This window comes from Pseudomonas sp. WS 5412 (assembly GCF_012985615.1).
Lineage (GTDB): Bacteria > Pseudomonadota > Gammaproteobacteria > Pseudomonadales > Pseudomonadaceae > Aquipseudomonas > Aquipseudomonas shahriarae.
This window is the reverse complement of record NZ_JAARMB010000004.1, coordinates 144274-161669: the sequence shown is the minus strand read 5'-3', so window position 1 is coordinate 161669 and position 17396 is coordinate 144274. Positions and strand designations below refer to the sequence as shown.

Annotated in this window: 15 protein-coding genes and 1 riboswitch; of the genes, 5 read left to right on the top strand and 10 right to left on the bottom strand. The window is 62.0% G+C overall.

Going from position 1 to position 17396, the window contains the following annotated elements; genetic code table 11:
• Positions 1-7: 7 nt before the first annotated feature.
• The 4 genes from HBR94_RS07755 to HBR94_RS07740 are packed head-to-tail and all read right to left on the bottom strand — an operon-like array spanning position 8 to position 4078.
• On the bottom strand, positions 8-529 hold the full coding sequence (locus HBR94_RS07755; RefSeq protein ID WP_170044472.1) for a TIGR02281 family clan AA aspartic protease: 522 nt from the start codon (positions 527-529) through the stop codon (positions 8-10).
• Positions 526-1521 carry an esterase-like activity of phytase family protein gene (locus HBR94_RS07750; protein ID WP_170044471.1) on the bottom strand — a complete coding sequence of 332 codons (996 nt, stop codon included), beginning with the start codon at positions 1519-1521 and terminating at the stop codon, positions 526-528. Before HBR94_RS07750 ends, HBR94_RS07755 begins: the two co-directional genes overlap by 4 nt.
• Complete coding sequence (gene parE / locus HBR94_RS07745) at positions 1521-3425, bottom strand: DNA topoisomerase IV subunit B (RefSeq protein WP_057437361.1); 1905 nt, start codon at positions 3423-3425, stop codon at positions 1521-1523. Before parE ends, HBR94_RS07750 begins: the two co-directional genes overlap by 1 nt.
• 44 nt (positions 3426-3469) lie before the next feature.
• Entirely contained in the window at positions 3470-4078 is a 609-nt protein-coding gene (locus HBR94_RS07740) for a YqiA/YcfP family alpha/beta fold hydrolase (RefSeq protein WP_115127248.1), read from the bottom strand.
• A gap of 133 nt (positions 4079-4211) precedes the next feature.
• Here HBR94_RS07740 and HBR94_RS07735 point away from each other — a divergent pair, with 133 nt between their 5' ends.
• The 3 genes from HBR94_RS07735 to HBR94_RS07725 all read left to right on the top strand — a co-directional run bounded on the left by HBR94_RS07735 (position 4212) and on the right by HBR94_RS07725 (position 7733).
• Positions 4212-5102: a LysR family transcriptional regulator gene (locus HBR94_RS07735; protein WP_170044470.1), complete on the top strand. Its 891-nt coding sequence runs from the start codon at positions 4212-4214 to the stop codon at positions 5100-5102.
• Between the two features lie 226 nt (positions 5103-5328).
• On the top strand, positions 5329-6678 hold the full coding sequence (locus HBR94_RS07730; protein ID WP_315492230.1) for an MFS transporter: 1350 nt from the start codon (positions 5329-5331) through the stop codon (positions 6676-6678).
• A 71-nt stretch (positions 6679-6749) separates the two neighbouring features.
• Positions 6750-7733 (top strand): M14 family metallopeptidase, encoded by a 984-nt coding sequence (locus tag HBR94_RS07725; RefSeq protein WP_057437348.1) that lies wholly within the window; start codon positions 6750-6752, stop codon positions 7731-7733.
• A gap of 1 nt (position 7734) precedes the next feature.
• On the opposite strand, the gene cpdA is transcribed toward HBR94_RS07725, so the two are convergent.
• From cpdA to HBR94_RS07710, 3 genes are all read right to left on the bottom strand, one after another.
• A complete protein-coding gene (cpdA, locus tag HBR94_RS07720) occupies positions 7735-8550 on the bottom strand; it encodes a 3',5'-cyclic-AMP phosphodiesterase (RefSeq protein ID WP_115127244.1) in 816 nt (271 codons plus the stop codon).
• A gap of 98 nt (positions 8551-8648) precedes the next feature.
• A complete protein-coding gene (locus tag HBR94_RS07715; RefSeq protein WP_057437343.1) occupies positions 8649-9098 on the bottom strand; it encodes a DUF1249 domain-containing protein in 450 nt (149 codons plus the stop codon).
• Positions 9089-9706 carry an NUDIX domain-containing protein gene (locus tag HBR94_RS07710; protein WP_169959891.1) on the bottom strand — a complete coding sequence of 206 codons (618 nt, stop codon included), beginning with the start codon at positions 9704-9706 and terminating at the stop codon, positions 9089-9091. The genes HBR94_RS07715 and HBR94_RS07710 overlap by 10 nt, the downstream gene beginning before the upstream one ends.
• Before the next feature lie 202 nt (positions 9707-9908).
• Between HBR94_RS07710 and HBR94_RS07705 the strand changes: the two genes are divergently transcribed.
• The gene (locus tag HBR94_RS07705; RefSeq protein ID WP_057437337.1) at positions 9909-10655 is read left to right on the top strand and encodes an RsiV family protein; all 747 of its coding nucleotides are present in this window, start codon (positions 9909-9911) and stop codon (positions 10653-10655) included.
• Here HBR94_RS07705 and cytX read toward each other — a convergent pair.
• Together cytX and thiC are read right to left on the bottom strand one after the other, a co-directional pair.
• The gene (gene cytX / locus HBR94_RS07700) at positions 10624-11913 is read right to left on the bottom strand and encodes a putative hydroxymethylpyrimidine transporter CytX (protein ID WP_115127243.1); all 1290 of its coding nucleotides are present in this window, start codon (positions 11911-11913) and stop codon (positions 10624-10626) included. The two genes, HBR94_RS07705 and cytX, sit on opposite strands and share 32 nt — an antisense overlap.
• 135 nt (positions 11914-12048) lie before the next feature.
• Positions 12049-13938, bottom strand: a complete 1890-nt coding sequence (thiC, locus tag HBR94_RS07695) for a phosphomethylpyrimidine synthase ThiC (protein WP_170044469.1) — start codon at positions 13936-13938, stop codon at positions 12049-12051.
• 150 nt (positions 13939-14088) lie between these two features.
• A riboswitch (TPP riboswitch) is annotated at positions 14089-14194 on the bottom strand.
• Positions 14195-14390: 196 nt separating this feature from the next.
• Between thiC and HBR94_RS07690 the strand changes: the two genes are divergently transcribed.
• Complete coding sequence (locus HBR94_RS07690; RefSeq protein ID WP_115127242.1) at positions 14391-15830, top strand: TolC family outer membrane protein; 1440 nt, start codon at positions 14391-14393, stop codon at positions 15828-15830.
• A 266-nt stretch (positions 15831-16096) separates the two neighbouring features.
• On the opposite strand, the gene waaA is transcribed toward HBR94_RS07690, so the two are convergent.
• Positions 16097-17374 (bottom strand): lipid IV(A) 3-deoxy-D-manno-octulosonic acid transferase, encoded by a 1278-nt coding sequence (waaA, locus tag HBR94_RS07685; protein WP_057958131.1) that lies wholly within the window; start codon positions 17372-17374, stop codon positions 16097-16099.
• Positions 17375-17396: the final 22 nt, after the last annotated feature.

Here is a 17396-nt window from a genome sequence, read left to right as displayed (position 1 = left end):
GGCCTCATCATTGTCTGGTCTGGCGTAGCAGCAAGGTGCCGCCACGCTGGGTAAATTCAAGTTGTTTCAATGCGCTCATGCCCAACAGCACTTGCTCGCCACCCAGCCCCGGCGCCACCAGGGCGCGCACGTCCTGCAGGACGATATCGCCCAACTGCAGGCGGTCGAGGTGGGTGCGATAGCCCTGGCTGCGGCCGTTGGCGGTGCTCAAGGTCACCGGCAAACCGCGCTTGAGCCCCAGGCGTTCGGCCAACTCGGCCGGCACCGCCACATCGGTGGCGCCGGTATCGAGCATGAAATCCACCGGCTGGCCGTTGATCTGGCCAGTGGCGACGAAATGCCCCTGGCCGTTGCCGACCAGTTTCACTTCGATATAACCCTCGTGTTGCTGTGAGGAGACCACGGCATTGGGGTTTTCCTGCCGCGCCTCCCATTGCCCGAAAAACCGCGTGGCCAGAAACAGTCCGGCACCCCAGGCCACGAACATCAACACCCGCCCGGCACGCTTGCCCGGTGGTTGCGCACTCAAGGCTGGGCGCTCCAGCCACCGGCCGGGGCGGCAAAACGATAGACCATCGGGCGTTTTTCAGCATCGGCCCGAGCGCCGAAATTATTGTCGATGCCAATCCAGGCGCCGTCGGCGTCAATCAACAGGGCTTCCGCCAGGCCGTAGTTCTGGGGGTAACGTCGATTGGGCACCAGGGCCTCATCGGCATACGACCAGCACAACTCGACCTTGGCCGTCACGCTGTCGCGCCGGCAGATCTGGAACGCGTTGCGCTCCAGGGTAAACAGCTTGCCGTTGAACAACGCCAGGTCAGCAAAGTCCTTGGACACCGCCTTGGCCCCCGGAAACTGCGCCGGTTGCATTTCCTGGCCGGCTTCGCTCAACAGTACGCACGGGCCATCACAATCCCAAACGCTTTGCCCGCGCTTGATCGAGATCAGCCCGCGCCGCTCACGCTCGGCTGCCAGCCAGATCTGGTTGCCCTCGGGGTTGACCGCCAAACCCTCAAACAGGGCATTGAAGTGCAACAACAGGCCACTGGCCCGCGCCTCGCGGACCATGCCAGGGGCAATCTTCAGCCACTCGGGATCACCGCTTGCCGGCACCTGCAGCACGGCCGCATGGGCTTCGCTGACGATATAGCGATTACCCGCGGCGTCACAGCTGATGCCTTCAAAATCCAGGTCGCCGCCGCGAATCACCGACGCCGCCGTGGTGCGTGCGCGCAAGCCCCAGGGCAGGCCAGACTCGGGCACCGGCGGCACGTTGATCGTTACCGTCTCGGCCTGCCAGGTGTCGGCGCGGGTATCGAGGCGGTAGATCTGGTCGTCGTCGCGGTCAGAGACCGTCCACAAGTCCTTGCCACACAAGGCCAGGCCCGACAGGTTGCCGCCGCGTATGCCGTCTACCGGGTGTTCGGACAACAACTTGAGCTCGGCCGCAGGCTGGGCAACCACTGAGGTAGCTGCCAACCCGCTCAACAACAGTATCGCCAGGGCGAAACCGCTGCGCATCAGCCCAATACCTCGGCCAGGTTGCCTTTGGACTCCAGCCAGGCCTTGCGGTCGCCGGCGCGCTTCTTGGCCAGCAACATGTCCATCATTTCCGAAGTGGCGGCATAGTCTTCGAGGGTCAACTGCACCAGGCGCCGGGTGTTCGGGTCCATGGTGGTTTCGCGCAGTTGCGGCGGGTTCATTTCACCCAGGCCCTTGAATCGGGTGACTTGTGGCTTGCCGCGCTTCTTCTCGGCCACCAGGCGGTCGAGGATGCCGTCGCGTTCAGCCTCGTCCAGGGCGTAGAAGATTTCTTTGCCCAGGTCGATGCGGTACAGCGGCGGCATGGCCACGTAGACGTGACCGGCATCCACCAGTGGGCGGAAATGCTGGACGAACAGTGCGCAGAGCAACGTGGCAATGTGCAGACCATCGGAGTCGGCGTCGGCCAGGATGCAGATCTTGCCGTAGCGCAACTGGCTCATGTCCTCGGCGCCTGGATCGACGCCAATGGCCACGGCGATGTTGTGCACTTCCTGGCTGGCCAGGACTTCGCTGCCATCGACTTCCCAGGTATTAAGGATCTTGCCGCGCAGCGGCAGGATCGCCTGGAATTCCTTGTCCCGCGCCTGCTTGGCCGAACCACCGGCGGAATCACCTTCGACCAGGAACAGTTCGGAGCGCATCGGGTCCTGGCCGGCGCAGTCCGCCAGCTTGCCGGGCAATGCCGGGCCCTGGGTAATGCGCTTGCGCTCGACCTTTTTGCTGGCCTTGAGGCGACGGCCGGCGTTGTTGATCGCCAGCTCCGCCAGGGCCAGGCCCAGTTCCGGGTGCTCGTTGAGCCACAGGCTGAACGCATCCTTGACCACGCCCGAGACAAACGCCGCGGCCTCGCGGGACGACAGGCGCTCCTTGGTCTGGCCGGAAAATTGCGGCTCCTGCATTTTCATCGACAGCACAAAGGCGATGCGTTCCCAGACGTCTTCCGGCGCCAGCTTCACACCGCGCGGCAACAGGCTGCGGTATTCGCAGAATTCGCGCATGGCATCCAGCAAGCCCTGGCGCAGACCGTTGACGTGGGTACCGCCCTGGGCGGTGGGGATCAGGTTGACGTAGCTTTCCTGGACGCTGTCGCCCCCTTCGGGCAGCCACAGCAAGGCCCAGTCCACGGCCTCCTTGTTACCTGCCAGGCTGCCGCAGAACGGCTCGTTGGGCAGGCGCTCGAACTCGCTGACCGAGTCTTCGAGGTAGGAGCGCAGGCCGTCTTCGTAGTGCCACTCGACCTTTTCGCCGGTGCCTTTGTCTTCAAAACTGACCAGCAAGCCCGGGCACAGCACGGCCTTGGCCTTGAGTACGTGCTTGAGACGGCTGATGGAGAATTTCGGGGAATCGAAGTACTTCGGGTCCGGCGCGAAGTACACGCTGGTCCCGGTATTGCGCTTGCCGACCGTGCCGACCACTTCCAGCTCGGTGGCCTTGTAACCATCGGCGAAGGTCATCTGGTATTCGTTGCCGTCGCGCTTGACCTTGACCCGCACCTGCGTGGACAAGGCGTTGACCACGGAAATACCCACACCGTGCAAGCCGCCGGAAAACTGGTAGTTCTTGTTGGAGAACTTGCCGCCCGCGTGCAGCTTGGTGAGGATCAGCTCGACACCCGACACGCCCTCTTCCGGGTGGATGTCCACCGGCATGCCGCGCCCGTCGTCGGACACTTCCAGGGAATGGTCGGCGTGCAGGATGACCTGGACCGACTTGGCATGCCCGGCCAAGGCTTCGTCGACGCTGTTGTCGATGACTTCCTGGGCAAGGTGGTTCGGCCGACTGGTGTCGGTGTACATGCCGGGGCGTTTGCGCACCGGGTCGAGGCCCGAGAGGACTTCGATGGCGTCGGCGTTATAAGAGCTAGCGCTGGGAGTGGCCATGGGGTCTCGTCGTGAGTCGTTCGATTAAAAAGTAACCTGCGGTTTCACAATGCGGTGAAATCGAAGGATTGGTACTGATCTGCGCCAATGCCGGCAAAACTCAACAACGCCGGCAACTGTCGGCCAAAGCCCTGGTAACCGTGGTCGCCGCCAGCCTGGATACGCAAGGCACAGGCCCGGTAATACTGCTCGGCGAGGCGATAATCCAGTGTTTCGTCCCCGGTCTGCAACCACACCTGATAGCGCTGGGCATCCTGGGGCGCTGCAACCTCAAGCTCAGCCAGGGCCGCGACGTGATCGTGGGTCAGTTCCCAGGTTTCATCGGTGTAGAGGTTCTTCTGGGTGCCCAGGTAACCGTCGAACATGCGATGGGGGCTGACCGCCGGGTTGACCAACAGCGCCTTGAGGCCATGGCGTTCGGCAAGATGGGTTGCATAGTAGCCGCCGAGTGAGCTGCCGACCAGCAGCGGCCGCCCCAGCTCGCCGATCGCCTGCTCCAGCTGGGCCATCGCCTGGCGTGGGTGATGATGCAAGGCCGGCACCCGCAATTGGTCGGCCAGACCGAGACTGTCCATCACGCCCATCAGCAAGCTGGCCTTGGTCGAGGCCGGCGCACTGTTGAAACCGTGGATATACAAGATCGAAGCGGACATGCAGGGCTCTCCGTGCGTTATCAGCCAAAGGGGCGCAGTTTACAGGGAACGCGGGGGTTGTGGGTGCAGCCCATCGCCGCTGGCGGTACTATCGGTGGCGCCGCGTTGATGAGCCGCCAGGCAGGAAAACCGCATGCAACTAGAATGGCTTGAGGATTTTATCGAACTGGCCCGCACCCGCAGCCTCTCGCGGGCCGCCGAAAATCGCTGTGTCACGCACCCGGCGTTCGGCCGACGTATCCGCGCCCTGGAAGAATGGGTCGGTACACCCTTGATCGAGCGCAAACAGCCCCTGTCACTGACGCCTTGCGGCGTGCTGTTCCTGGACGCCGCGACACAATCACTGCAACTGCTGACCACTGTCAGGGCGCAATTCAAAGGCACCACCCTGAGCCGCGACGAGCCCGTGCGCATCGCCACCGGCCGGACCCTGGCCAGCGATTTTTTCCCGGACTGGTACGAGTCATTGCACCAGCGCCTGGGCAATTTTGCGGTGTCATTGGTCACCAGCGGGGCGCAAGAAGCGATCAGCAAGCTGTCCGCCGGCGAGGTCGACCTGCTGTTGAGCTTTTCCAGCCCATTGACCCAGACACTGCTGGGCGCGGAGCGTTGCGACTCCCGGGTACTGGCCAATGAGGAACTGTTGCCGGTCAGTGCGCCGGACACCAATGGCCTGCCGCGCCAGCAGATCTGCACCGCGCCCTGCGCCATGAGCATCCCCTGGCTGGCCTTTTCTCCGTCCCTGGCACTGCGCGGCGTGCTGGCCCAGCACCTTGAGCGGCTGCCACAGCACCTGGCGCTGCGCATGGTCTACCAGGCGGACTCTTATGACGCCATCCTGGAAATGGCCAAGCGTGGCAGAGGCCTGGCATGGCTGCCGCGCATGGTGGTCAAGGATGCGCTGGCCTCGGGCGAGTTGCTGATTGCAGGCGGCCCCGAGTTTCACGTCGCCTTCGACGTCTCGCTGCATCGCCTGCACGCCAACCAGAGCGAAATGGTCATGAAGATCTGGGAAGGTCTGTGAACCTGTCGTTGCGCCAACAGCGTTTGCGATCATAGCGCCAGGCATTGCATCAACTCCAAGATGCGTAAAACCCAATGCCTGTCGGCCCCGTGCCAAAACAGCTCAAACCTGTGCCGAAACGGCAATTGCTGTTCGTGCGCACTTGATTCAATTTCACCCGGGCTTTCACCCATAACAATTAATGCCTTCGATCTCGTCAGGCCGCGCTGCGGTTCGGCGAATCCGAATGCCAACTGTGAAACAGACCCGGTGCACACCCATGACAGTCCCATCATCCGTCTTATCATCGGCACAGGCTCCAACCCAGCGAGGTCCATGGAAGGAGATCGTCGCTGCCAGTGTCGGTAACGCCTTGGAGTTTTATGATTTGCTGATCTACGGCTATTTCGCGGTGGTGATCAGCAAACAGTTTTTCCCGTCCGATAACGAAACCACCTCACTGCTGCTGGCCGTAGGCTCGTTTGGCATTTCCTTCCTGATGCGCCCCCTAGGCGCCATCGTGCTCGGTTCCTACACCGACAGGGCCGGGCGAAAGGCATCGTTAACGATGTCGATCATGATCATGCTGATCGGCACCGCAATGATTACCTTCGCCCCGACCTATGAGCAGATCGGCTTGGCAGCGCCGCTGTTGATCATCGTTGCGCGCATGCTCCAGGGCTTTTCTACGGGCGGTGAGTTTGGTGCGGCGACCGCATTCATGGTCGAGCACGCCGATGCCAAACGCCGTGGCTTCTTTGCCAGTTGGCAATTGTCGACCCAGGGCCTGGCGACCGTACTGGCCGCGGGGGTCAGTGCAATCCTCAGCTATGTGCTGTCGGATGTGCAGTTGAACGACTGGGGTTGGCGTGTGGCCTTCGGCTTCGGCCTGCTGATCGGGCCGGTGGGTTTCTACATTCGCACGCAAATCGATGAAACCCCGGACTTCAAGAAAACCGCCGCCAGCACAAAGGTGAAGACGCCGCTGCGCGATGTGTTGGTCAAAGGGCACGTCAGCCTGTTGCTGGCTATCGGCGTGGTGGCCGGGGCCACAGCATTCAACTATGTGCACAAACTGTACATGCCCATTTATGCCCTTAAACAACTGAACATCACCGCCACCTCTTCGTATCTCGGGGCGCTGATGACTGGCGTGACCCTGATGTTGATGGCCCCGGTATTTGGCGGCTTATCCGATCGCTACGGACGCTTTCGAGTACTGACAATCGCCTTGCTGCTTACCGGGTTTTCGTCCTATCCGATGTTCGCCCTGCTCAACGCCTTCCCCAGCTTTTCTACGCTGCTGACCGTGCAGGCGATTGTCGGGTTGTTGATCGCTGCCTGCCTGGGGCCCATCCCGGCGATGCTTGCCGATATTTTCCCAACCAGCATTCGCGGGACCGGCCTGGCGCTGAGCTACAACTTTTCCGTCACCCTGTTTGGTGGTTTTGCGCCCTTGATCGTGACCTGGATGATCGACGCCAGCGGCAGCAAGCTGGCCCCCAGCTTTTATGTCATGGCGACCATTCTGATCAGCGTACTGGCGATTATCTGCCTGGGCCGACGCATGCGCGGCACCCACCCCGCTGCCCATTAAACAAACCCTTCCTGCTTGTCGCGCGCCAAGCCCGCGCGGCAAGTGCACACCTCGGTCAGTCGGAGACTGAAATGAAAACCCTTGAGCAGGTTCGTGCAGCACTCAAACCCTACCCCGTGGAGGTCCAGTTCCCTGATCTGAGCCAATGGAAAACCGGTAACTGCGGGATCGACTACATCCACAGCTTCGACAGCGGCACGCCAGGGCCCCATGTGCTGATCATGGCACTGACCCATGGCAATGAAGTCAGCGGCGCAATCGCGGTGGACGCCCTGTTGCGTAGCGGGGTGCGCCCGCGCCAGGGGCGATTGTCACTGGGCTTTGCCAACATACAGGCCTATCAACGCTTCGACCCACAGGACATTGATGCGACCCGCTTTATTGACGAGGACATGAACCGCGTCTGGCTGCCATCAACCCTCGACGGCCCGCGCGACTCCGCCGAATTGCGCCGCGCCCGGGAGCTGCGCCCGCTGATCGACAGCGTCGATTTGCTGCTCGATATCCACTCAATGCACGAAGAATCACCGCCGCTGATGATGTGCGGTGCATGCGCCAAAGGCCTGGCGTTCGCCCAATCATTAGGCGTACCGGCAACCATCGTCGCAGACGCCGGCCACGCCAACGGCCGGCGCATGCGTGACTACGGCGGATTCGGCGATGCCGCCAGCCCCAAGAATGCGCTGCTGATCGAGACCGGCCAGCACTTTTCGAAAAGCAGTGAACGGGTCGCCCTCGACGTCGCGGCCCGCTTCCTGATTGCGACTCAGGCAGTCGTCGAGGCGGATGTATCGACGTTTCTCAGCCAGGAAAAACCTGCAGCCCAGCAATGTTTGCAAGTCACTGACCCAGTGATTGCCCACAGCATGGACTTCAGTTTCACCGATGACTTTCGTGGCCTGGAGCGGATCAGCCACGCGGGAACGGTGATCGCCCGGGATGCCCAGCGCGAAATCGTCACGCCGTATGACAACTGCGTGTTGATTCAGCCTTCGCTGCGGCATTTGGGGCAAGGCGTTACGGTGGTGAGGTTAGCGCGGGACTACCGTCAATAGATCAGTAGCCATTGCTGGCGTAATCGACGGTGAAGGCAAACCCCTGGACCCGCTCTACGCCTGTTTCCAAGCGTCCATCGGCATGCAAACGCAGCCAGCGATAGCCAGGGGCCTGTTCGCTGACGTTGAAATCCTCACTGCCCGGGGTGAACTGGATACAGGTCGACGGCGACGCCAGCAGGCGCACGCCATGGCGTTCGCGGTCGATTTCCTGGTGCACATGCCCCCACAGCACCGCCCGTACCTGGGGAAACCGGTCGAGGACGGCGAACAGCGCCTCAGGGTTACGCAGGCCAATCGGCTCCATCCAGGCACAGCCGATAGGCACGGGGTGATGATGGAAGCACACCAGGTGATGGCGGCCCGGTGCTTCGCTCAACGCCTGGGCCAAGAGCTGCAATTGCACATCCGCCAGATAACCCGGCACCGAGCCCGGCACGGCGGAGTCCAGCATAATGACCCGCCAGTTGCCCACATCCACCACCGGCTCCAGCAACGCACTGCCCATGGTGGCCTCGGCCATGACCTGCGGCTCATCGTGGTTGCCCGGGATCCAGCGCGCCGGGGCCCCGACCTGCTGGCTCAGTTCGCGAAACAGCTGGTAGGACGCAAGCGTGCCGTCCTGGGACAGGTCGCCGGTGGCCAGCAGCAAATCAATCTGCGGCTGCTGGGCGCGGACCAGGTCAATCACCCGCTGCAGGCTGTCACGGGTGTTCATGCCCAGCAGCGTGCCGTCGGCCTCGGCAAACAGGTGGCTGTCAGACAGTTGCACCAGCAACGCCGGCGCATCAGGGTTCACGATGGATACGCTCGGCAAGGCGTTCTCCCAGGGCGATCACGAAAAATGGACAATGGGCGCAATTATGCTGGGGCAGGCTACAAAGAGGAAACCCGTGAAGCAGACGCAGTTCACATCTACCGCACGACTTCAAACTCATGGCCCAACGCCAGGCAATGGCTCAACCACTCACCGAGGAACACATTGAGCTGGGCTTTCTCATCGGGCTGGTGCATGAACACATTGGGGTAAGGATAGATGCTGCGAAAGCGCCGTGCATGTTCGGCGCTGACCACTTCGGCCATCTGTGCATCGTGATACACCTGCACTTCCAGCTGCGGCACCGGCAGCCACGGCAGGCTGTGCTCCTGGCGCACCCGCAGGGTGCTGGTGTACGGGCAGGTGAGGATCACTTCCAGGTTCAACACGCCGAGCATCTGGTCGCCGTGGGTCACGGCGATCCGGCGCGCTTCGGGCGCGTGGCGCATGTCCGGCAACAGGCGCATCAGCCGCGCGTAGTTGGCCTCGCAAGCGGCTTGCAAGCCGATCAGATCAACCCGGTAGCGTTCCCGTACCTTTACTGCCATAGCCCCCTCACTTCCGCGCGATTAAGCGCAAGCCATTGCAGGGCGATAATGCTGGCTGCGTTGGAAATTTTACCGTCGCGTACCGCTTGCAGGGCATCTTCAAAAGCCCAGACGGTGACACGGATATCTTCTGCCTCCTCGGCCAGGCCATGGATACCGCCGGCACCGGCACTGTCGCAACGCCCCAAAAACAGGTGGACGAATTCGGTGCTGCCACCCGGCGAGGGGAAATATTTGGTGATCGGCCACAGCGCGGAGAAGGTCAGCCCAGCTTCCTCTTCGGCTTCGCGGTGTGCAACCTCCTCCGGTTGCTCGTCCTTGTCGATCAGGCCGGCCACCATTTCCACCAGCCAGGGGTTGTCGGTGCGCCCCATGGCGCCCACACGAAATTGCTCGATCAACACCACTTCATCGCACTGCGGGTCGTAGGGCAGTACACACACGGCATCGTGGCGTACAAAAATCTCACGGTTGATAACCGGGCTCATGCCGCCATCGAACAACTCGTGACGCAGTTGCACGCGATCGAGCTTGTAGAAGCCGCTGTAGGCATTGTCGCGCTGAACCTCTTCGAATCTGGTCGGCGTCGATTTCGCACTGTCGGTCATATCAACCCTCGTTTAATCCAGTGTGTGTCTTAGCATCGCGCCATCCTACAGCGCTCGCGCGCCTCGGTGCAGCCCCTTTGCGGTTGCCGGGACGGGCGGCGGCGGTCACACTCACTGTAATCAGCTTAGTGGCGAACTGACTGGGATGCCGATAGTCGAAGCCCCATATCTTTCGCTCTTCTCCGCTTTATGAAGGACGCCCATGTCGCTGTTAAAAGTCGCCTCCGTGGCCTGTATTGCCCTGACGCTCGGTGCTTGCCAGAGCCTGTTCCAACCCAGCTACCGTGCGCCGCTGGAAGCCACTCGCGATGCCTCCGAGGTGGTGCAACCCGGCTGCACCACTGCCGATTGCCCGCTGGTGAACATCGATACGGTGCATTTCGCCAGCGAGCCCAAGCTCGATGCGTTGATCGAGCAACGCCTGCTGGAAATGACCCGCACCACCCCCGGCGCCCCGGTGCCGGCGACCTTGAATGCCTATCGGGAAAAATTCCTGCGTGAGTCCGGCCCGCGCAACAGCATGTATTTGCAGGCCAAGGTACGGGAGCAGCATGACGGCTTGGTGATCATCGAGCTGTCCAGCTACCTGGACACCGGCGGTGCCCACGGCGAACCCGGCCGTGGCTTCATCAACTACTCGCGCCAACAGCAAAAAAACCTGACCCTGGCGGACATGCTGCGCCCGGGCAAGGAAGACGCGTTCTGGAAAGCCGCCCAAGTGGCCCACAACAGCTGGTTGATCAGCACTCGCCTGAGCCTGGAGCCGGAGTACGTGAAAAGCTGGCCCTTCCAGAAAACCCCGAACGTGGCGCTGACCTACGGTGCCGTGGTGCTCAAGTACCCGACGACCACCATTGCGCCTTACGCCATGGGCCACGTCGAGTTGCAGATTCCTTACGCTCGCCTCGACGGCATCATCAAGCCTGAGCTGGTGCCCGTGCGCCGCTGAAAGCGCGCCCAAGGATAAATTGCAACAGCCCTGCCAGCGCCAGTGCCGGCAGGGTCGCGCCAATATCCGGGTACAGATTGGCCAGCAGATGATAGGTACTGATTCCTCCCAGCCAGGCCAGCAATGCCGGCCAGCGCAGGCTTGTAGCCAGGGCCTGGCCACGCCGGCGCAGGATGAAGTGGTCCACCAGCACCACGCCAAACAGCGGCGCGAATACCGAGCCGATCAACAGCAGGAAGTTCTGATACTGGGCCAAGGGCGCGAAACAGGCGATCAGCGTGCACACAAGCCCAATCGCCAGCGCCAGGTGCTCGACTTTCAGGCGCAATAGCATGCCGCTGGACACCGCCGCCGAGTGAATATCAGCGAAGGCGTTTTCTGATTCATCCAACAGAATCAGCAACAGCGGAATCCCCAGGCCAGCCCCGGCCAACGCCAGCAACAGCGCATTGACTTCGCCACTGGGCGCAAACGCCAGGGTGTAGGCCACGCCCAGGCTCATCAGCCAGAAATTACCGATAAAAAAGCCCAGGGCGGTGCCGCCGAACACACGGGTGGCGCGCTGGCCGAAGCGTGAGTAATCGGCAATCAGCGGCAGCCAGGACAACGGCATGGCAATGGCGATATCAAACCCGACGGCAAACGGCAGCGAACCATCGCCGGCCTGGGCCCACAGCGCGGCCAGGTCGGCCTTGGCGAACAGGTTCCAGGTCAGCCACAGGCACGCCGCCAGCAACAGCCAGATCCCCCACTTGCGCAGGATCTGCCGCACGAAGGTCAACGGGCCGCTGACCGCGAGCAACGTGGCGAGCCCACCGAAGAACACGGTCCAGAGCAACGGGCTGGCCCACAGGCTGCCGGCGCTGAAAGCCCGGGTACCCAGCAGGCTGGCGGCATCGCGCATGACAATAATCTCGAACGAGCCCCAGCCGATCAGTTGCAACAGGTTCAACAGCGCCGGCAGGCTCGCCCCCTTGGCGCCGAGGCTGAGCTTGAGGGCGGCCATGGACGACAGGCCGGTGTCACTGCCGATCACCCCGACGGCAGCCAGCAACAGCACGCCCACCAGGGTACCGAGCAAGATCGCCAGCAACGACCCCGACAGGCCCAGCCCCGGCGCCAACAGTGCACCGGTTTGCAGGACCATCAGGCCGATGCCGAGGGAGAACCATAGGGAAAACAGATCGCGGGCGCCGAAGACTCTTTTATCGGCAGGCACCGCGATGTCAGGGGAATAGGTGCTGGGTTGAATGCTCAAGGGGGTTATCTCAGAGGGACATGATCGTTCCCACGCTCTGCGTGGGAATGCCGCTTTGGACGCTCCGCGTCCGCTTTGTGACGCGCAGCGTCACGGGATGCATTCCCACGCGGAGCGTGGGAACGATCATTGGGCTCAGACCTTTTTGTAGAGCTGACTGCCTTCCTGCTTGAACCGCTCCGCCTGCTCGGCCAAGCCCTTGGCCACATCCACGTCCACCGCCTCGATGCGCTGGTTGGCCGCGTACTCGCGCACTTCCTGGGTGATTTTCATCGAGCAGAATTTCGGCCCGCACATCGAGCAGAAATGCGCGACCTTGGCCGAGTCCTTGGGCAGGGTTTCATCGTGATAGGAACGTGCGGTGTCCGGGTCCAGGCCGAGGTTGAACTGATCTTCCCAGCGGAACTCGAACCGCGCCTTGCTCAAGGCGTTGTCGCGGATCTGCGCGCCCGGATGACCTTTTGCCAAGTCGGCCGCGTGGGCCGCAATCTTGTAGGTGATGATCCCGGTCTTCACGTCATCCTTGTTCGGCAGGCCCAGGTGTTCCTTGGGCGTGACGTAGCAGAGCATGGCGCAACCGAACCAGCCGATCATCGCCGCGCCGATGCCCGAGGTGATGTGGTCGTAGCCCGGTGCAATATCGGTGGTCAGCGGGCCCAGGGTGTAGAACGGCGCTTCGTCACAGCACTCCAGCTGCTTGTCCATGTTTTCCTTGATCAACTGCATCGGCACATGGCCAGGGCCTTCGATCATGGTTTGCACATCGTGTTTCCAGGCGATCTTCGTCAACTCGCCGAGGGTTTCCAGCTCGCCGAACTGCGCCGCATCGTTGGCGTCGGCAATCGAACCTGGCCGCAGGCCATCGCCGAGGGAGAAGCTGACATCGTAGGCCTTCATGATTTCGCAGATTTCATCGAAATGCGTGTAGGTGAAGTTCTCTTTATGGTGCGCCAGGCACCACTTGGCCATGATCGAGCCGCCCCGGGACACAATGCCGGTGACGCGCTTGGCGGTCAGCGGTACATAGCGCAGCAACACGCCGGCGTGGATGGTGAAGTAGTCGACGCCCTGCTCGGCCTGTTCGATCAAGGTGTCGCGGAACAGCTCCCAGGTCAGGTCTTCGGCGGCGCCGCCGACTTTTTCCAGGGCCTGGTAGATCGGCACGGTACCGATCGGCACCGGCGAGTTGCGGATGATCCACTCGCGGGTTTCGTGGATGTGCTTGCCGGTGGACAGGTCCATCACCGTGTCCGAGCCCCAGCGAATGCCCCAGGTGAGTTTCGCCACTTCTTCTTCGATGGACGAACCCAGGGCGCTGTTGCCGATATTGCCGTTGACCTTCACCAGGAAGTTACGGCCGATGATCATCGGCTCCAGTTCGGTGTGGTTGATGTTGGCCGGGATGATGGCGCGGCCACGGGCGATTTCTTCGCGCACAAATTCCGGGGTGATGATTTTCGGCACGCTGGCCCCGAAGCTGTGCCCGGCGTGTTGCTGGTCGAGCAGGCCAGTGGCGCGAGCCTCTTCAAGCTTCATGTTTTCGCGGATGGCGACGTATTCCATCTCCGCGGTGATGATGCCTTTGCGCGCGTAATGCATCTGGGTCACGTTGGCCCCGGCCTTGGCGCGGCGCGGGTTTTTCACGTGGGCAAAACGCAGGGCGGTCAGCTCGGCGTCGCTCAGGCGCTGCTGGCCGAAGTGCGAACTGAGGCCCGACAGGCGCTCGGTGTCGCCACGGGATTCGATCCACGGCGAGCGCACATCGCCCAGGCCTTTGCGCACGTCGATGATGATATTCGGGTCGGTATACGGCCCGGAGGTGTCGTAGACCACCACTGGCGCATTGATTTCGCCGCCGAAGTCGGTGGGGGTCACGTCCAGGCTGACTTCACGCATCGGCACGCGGATATCCGGGCGAGTGCCCTGCACATAGACTTTTTGCGAGCGGGTAAACGGCTGCACGGATCCGGAATCGACCTTGGCCGACTCACTCAAATGCACGGTGTTTTTTAGTTTTGTACTCATCACGGGCTCTCCAGACACATCCAGGCAGTGGATTTTTGTCGGAGTGAACCTGTGGCGGACGAACGCACTGGAAGCAGTGCTGTGCTTGGCGCACGAGGGCTGTTCGATTGTCGAACAACATCCCGGACGAAGCACAAGAGGACTCGCCGGGTGACGAGAAATCTTGTTCCCTACGCAGGCGCTAACCTGATCAGGTTCAACGGGATCCGGTATTTACCGATCTCAGCCTCATAGCAAGGCACCCCGACAAGAACGCGGCCAGTCTAGACCATGGAGCAGGCAAATTGCCAATAGCGGTGCATTCAGCGTGATGAATGGCGCAATTACAGGATTGTTGTGCCGGGGTACGGCCACTACACTCGGCTCCTGCCTCAGCGGCTTGACGCTATGGATTGCTCGTCGTAGCCTTGAACGCTAAATTATTGTCGTAATATTTATCTAGGGATCGCCTCATGCTGCGCAAACTTTCACTGGCTCTTGCCGTGTCTTGTGCGACCAATGGAATGGTCTGGGCAGCAGAAGCGCCCTTGTCGACCAAAACCGACCTGGTCAGCGTCTACCAGGAGGCGGTGGACAACAACGCCGACCTGGCCGCCGCCCGCGCCCAATATGGCGCGCAAAAAGAAGTGGTGCCCCAGGCCCGTGCCGGCTTGCTGCCCAACCTTTCGGCCGGCGCCGACGTGAACAACGTACGCACCCAGATCGACACCCCGTCAGCCACCGCCAATCGCGATGCCCACACCTGGCGTGCGACCCTGAGCCAGCCACTGTTCCGTGCCGACCGCTGGTTCCAGTTGCAGGCGGCCGAAGCGGTCAATGAACAGGCCGCACTGCAGCTGTCGGCCACCGAGCAGGAACTGATCCTGCAAAGCGCGGAAAACTACTTCGCCGTGCTGCGCGCCCAGGACAACCTGGCCTCGACCAAGGCCGAAGAAGCCGCTTTCAAGCGCCAGTTGGACCAGTCCAACGAGCGTTTCGACGTGGGCCTGTCGGACAAGACCGACGTGCTGCAATCCCAGGCCAGCTACGACACCGCGCGGGCCAACCGGATCCTCGCCCAGCGCCAGGTGGATGACGCGTTTGAAGCGCTGATCACCCTGACCAACCGCCAGTACAACGCGATCCAGGGCATTGTCCACACCCTGCCCGTTTTGCCGCCAGCGCCGAATGACGCCAAGGCCTGGGTCGACACCGCCGGGCGGCAGAACCTGAACCTGCTGGCCAGCAACTATGCGGTCACCGCTGCCGAAGAAACCCTCAAGCAACGCAAGGCCGGCCACGCGCCGACCCTGGACGCGGTGGCGCAATACGAAAAAGGCGACAACGACGCCCTCGGTTTCAGCAACCCCAACGCGTTCGGCCAGCCCTATCGTGGTGATGTCGAGCAACGCACCATCGGCCTGCGCCTGAATATCCCGCTGTACAGCGGCGGCCTCACCAGCTCCCAGGTACGTGAATCCTATTCGCGCCTGGGCCAGACCGAACAGCAACGCGAAGGCCTGCGCCGCCAGGTGGTGGAAAACACCCGCAACCTGCACCGCGCGGTGAACACCGATGTGGAACAGGTACAGGCACGCCGCCAGTCGATCATCTCCAACCAGAGCGCAGTGGAAGCCACGGAAATCGGTTACCAGGTGGGCACACGCAATATCGTCGACGTGCTCGACGCCCAGCGCCAGCTGTACACCTCGGTGCGCAACTACAACAACAGCCGTTATGACTACATCCTCGACAACCTGCGCTTGAAGCAGGCGGCGGGGACGTTGAACCCGGGGGATCTGCAGGATCTGGCGCGGTACCTGAAGGCTGACTACAACCCGGACAAGGATTTCCTGCCGCCGGATCTGGCCAAGGCCGCGGCCGAACAACTGAAGGCCCGCCCCAACAATTGAGCCACACCACAACACCCGTTTGAGAGTTGGCTGGTGTGGGAGCCGGGCTTGCCCGCGATACAGGCACCTCGGTTTATCTGCACGTCTCTTTAGTGATTCTTAGGTTTGTGTACATATCCGTTGCTGCGGTCATGGCCACTTAGGGTTCCGCCCTTACCGCAGCAACGGATATGTACACAACCCCAATAAGCACTAGAGAAAAGAGTTATGTAGATACCTATGGCTATCGCAAGCAAGCCAGCTCCCACATATTTGACCGAGCGGGGTCAGGGTTTGATTAGTCTGTCCAAGCCATCGAGCAAACGCTTCAACGCGCCCTGATTAGCCTGCATCACCTTAAGCCCCGCCAACGCCCGCTTGCGCGCATCCTGCGGTAGCTCGAACAGCTGCCGCACCACCTCGGCCAACCCCTCGGCATCATCCACTTCCTGCAACGCTCCGGCCTCGCGCATCATCGCGGCGATTTCGAGGAAGTTGAACAGGTGCGGGCCACTGATCACCGGTTTGGCCAGCGCCGCCGGCTCCAGCAGGTTGTGCCCGCCATTGGGCACCAGGCTGCCGCCGACAAAGGCGCTATCGGCCAAGGCGTAGAGAAACAGCAACTCGCCCATGGTGTCGCCAAGCAATACCGAGGTGTCGGCACCGACCGGCGCGCCGCTGGAGCGCTGCACCGTAGCAAAACCCTGCTGTTGGCAAAGCTCCAGCACTGCGTTGAACCGCTCCGGGTGACGGGGCACCAGGATCAGCAGCGCGTTGGGGTAACTGGCCAGTAGTTGTCGATGGGCAGCCAGCACCACTTCATCTTCGCCCTCGTGGGTACTGGCGGCGATCCATACCGGGCGCTCGCTGGCCTGCCATTGCTCGCGCAACGCAGCGGCGCGCGCCAGCAGTTCGGGGTCGATGGTCAGGTCAAACTTGATCGAGCCGGTGACTTCGACTGTTTCCGGGCGCGCGCCCAGGCTGCGGAAGCGCTCGGCCTCGGTGGCGGTCTGCACGGCAAACAGGCTCATTTCTGCCAGCATTGGCGCAGTCAGCTTGGCGAAACGCCCGTAACCCTTGGCCGAACGTGCCGACAGCCGCGCATTGGCCAAGGCCACGGGAATCCCGCGCTTGGCACATTGGTGAATATGGTTGGGCCACAATTCGGTTTCCATGATGACCGCAAGCCTGGGCTGCACCCGGTCCAGAAAACGCTTGGCGGCACACGGTAAATCGTAAGGCAGGTAGCAATGCTGGATGCGCGGTTCATCGGCGAACAGCGCCTGGATCCGCTCGGAACCGGTGGGCGTCATGCAGGTGACGGTGATCGGCAACTGTGGATGCCGCTCCAGCAAACCGCGGATCATCGGCGCGGCGGCGATGCTCTCGCCCACCGACACCGCGTGCACCCAGATCCCGCCGGGCTTGAGTACCGGCAAGCCGTAGGAAAAGCGCTCGCTGACGCGCTTGGCGTAGGCCGGCGCCTTGCGGGCCCGTAGCCATAGACGTAAGGCCACCAACGGCAGCGCCAGGTAAAACAGACAGCTATAGAGAGTTCGATTCATGGCGGCGGAGTTTATCGGCTTT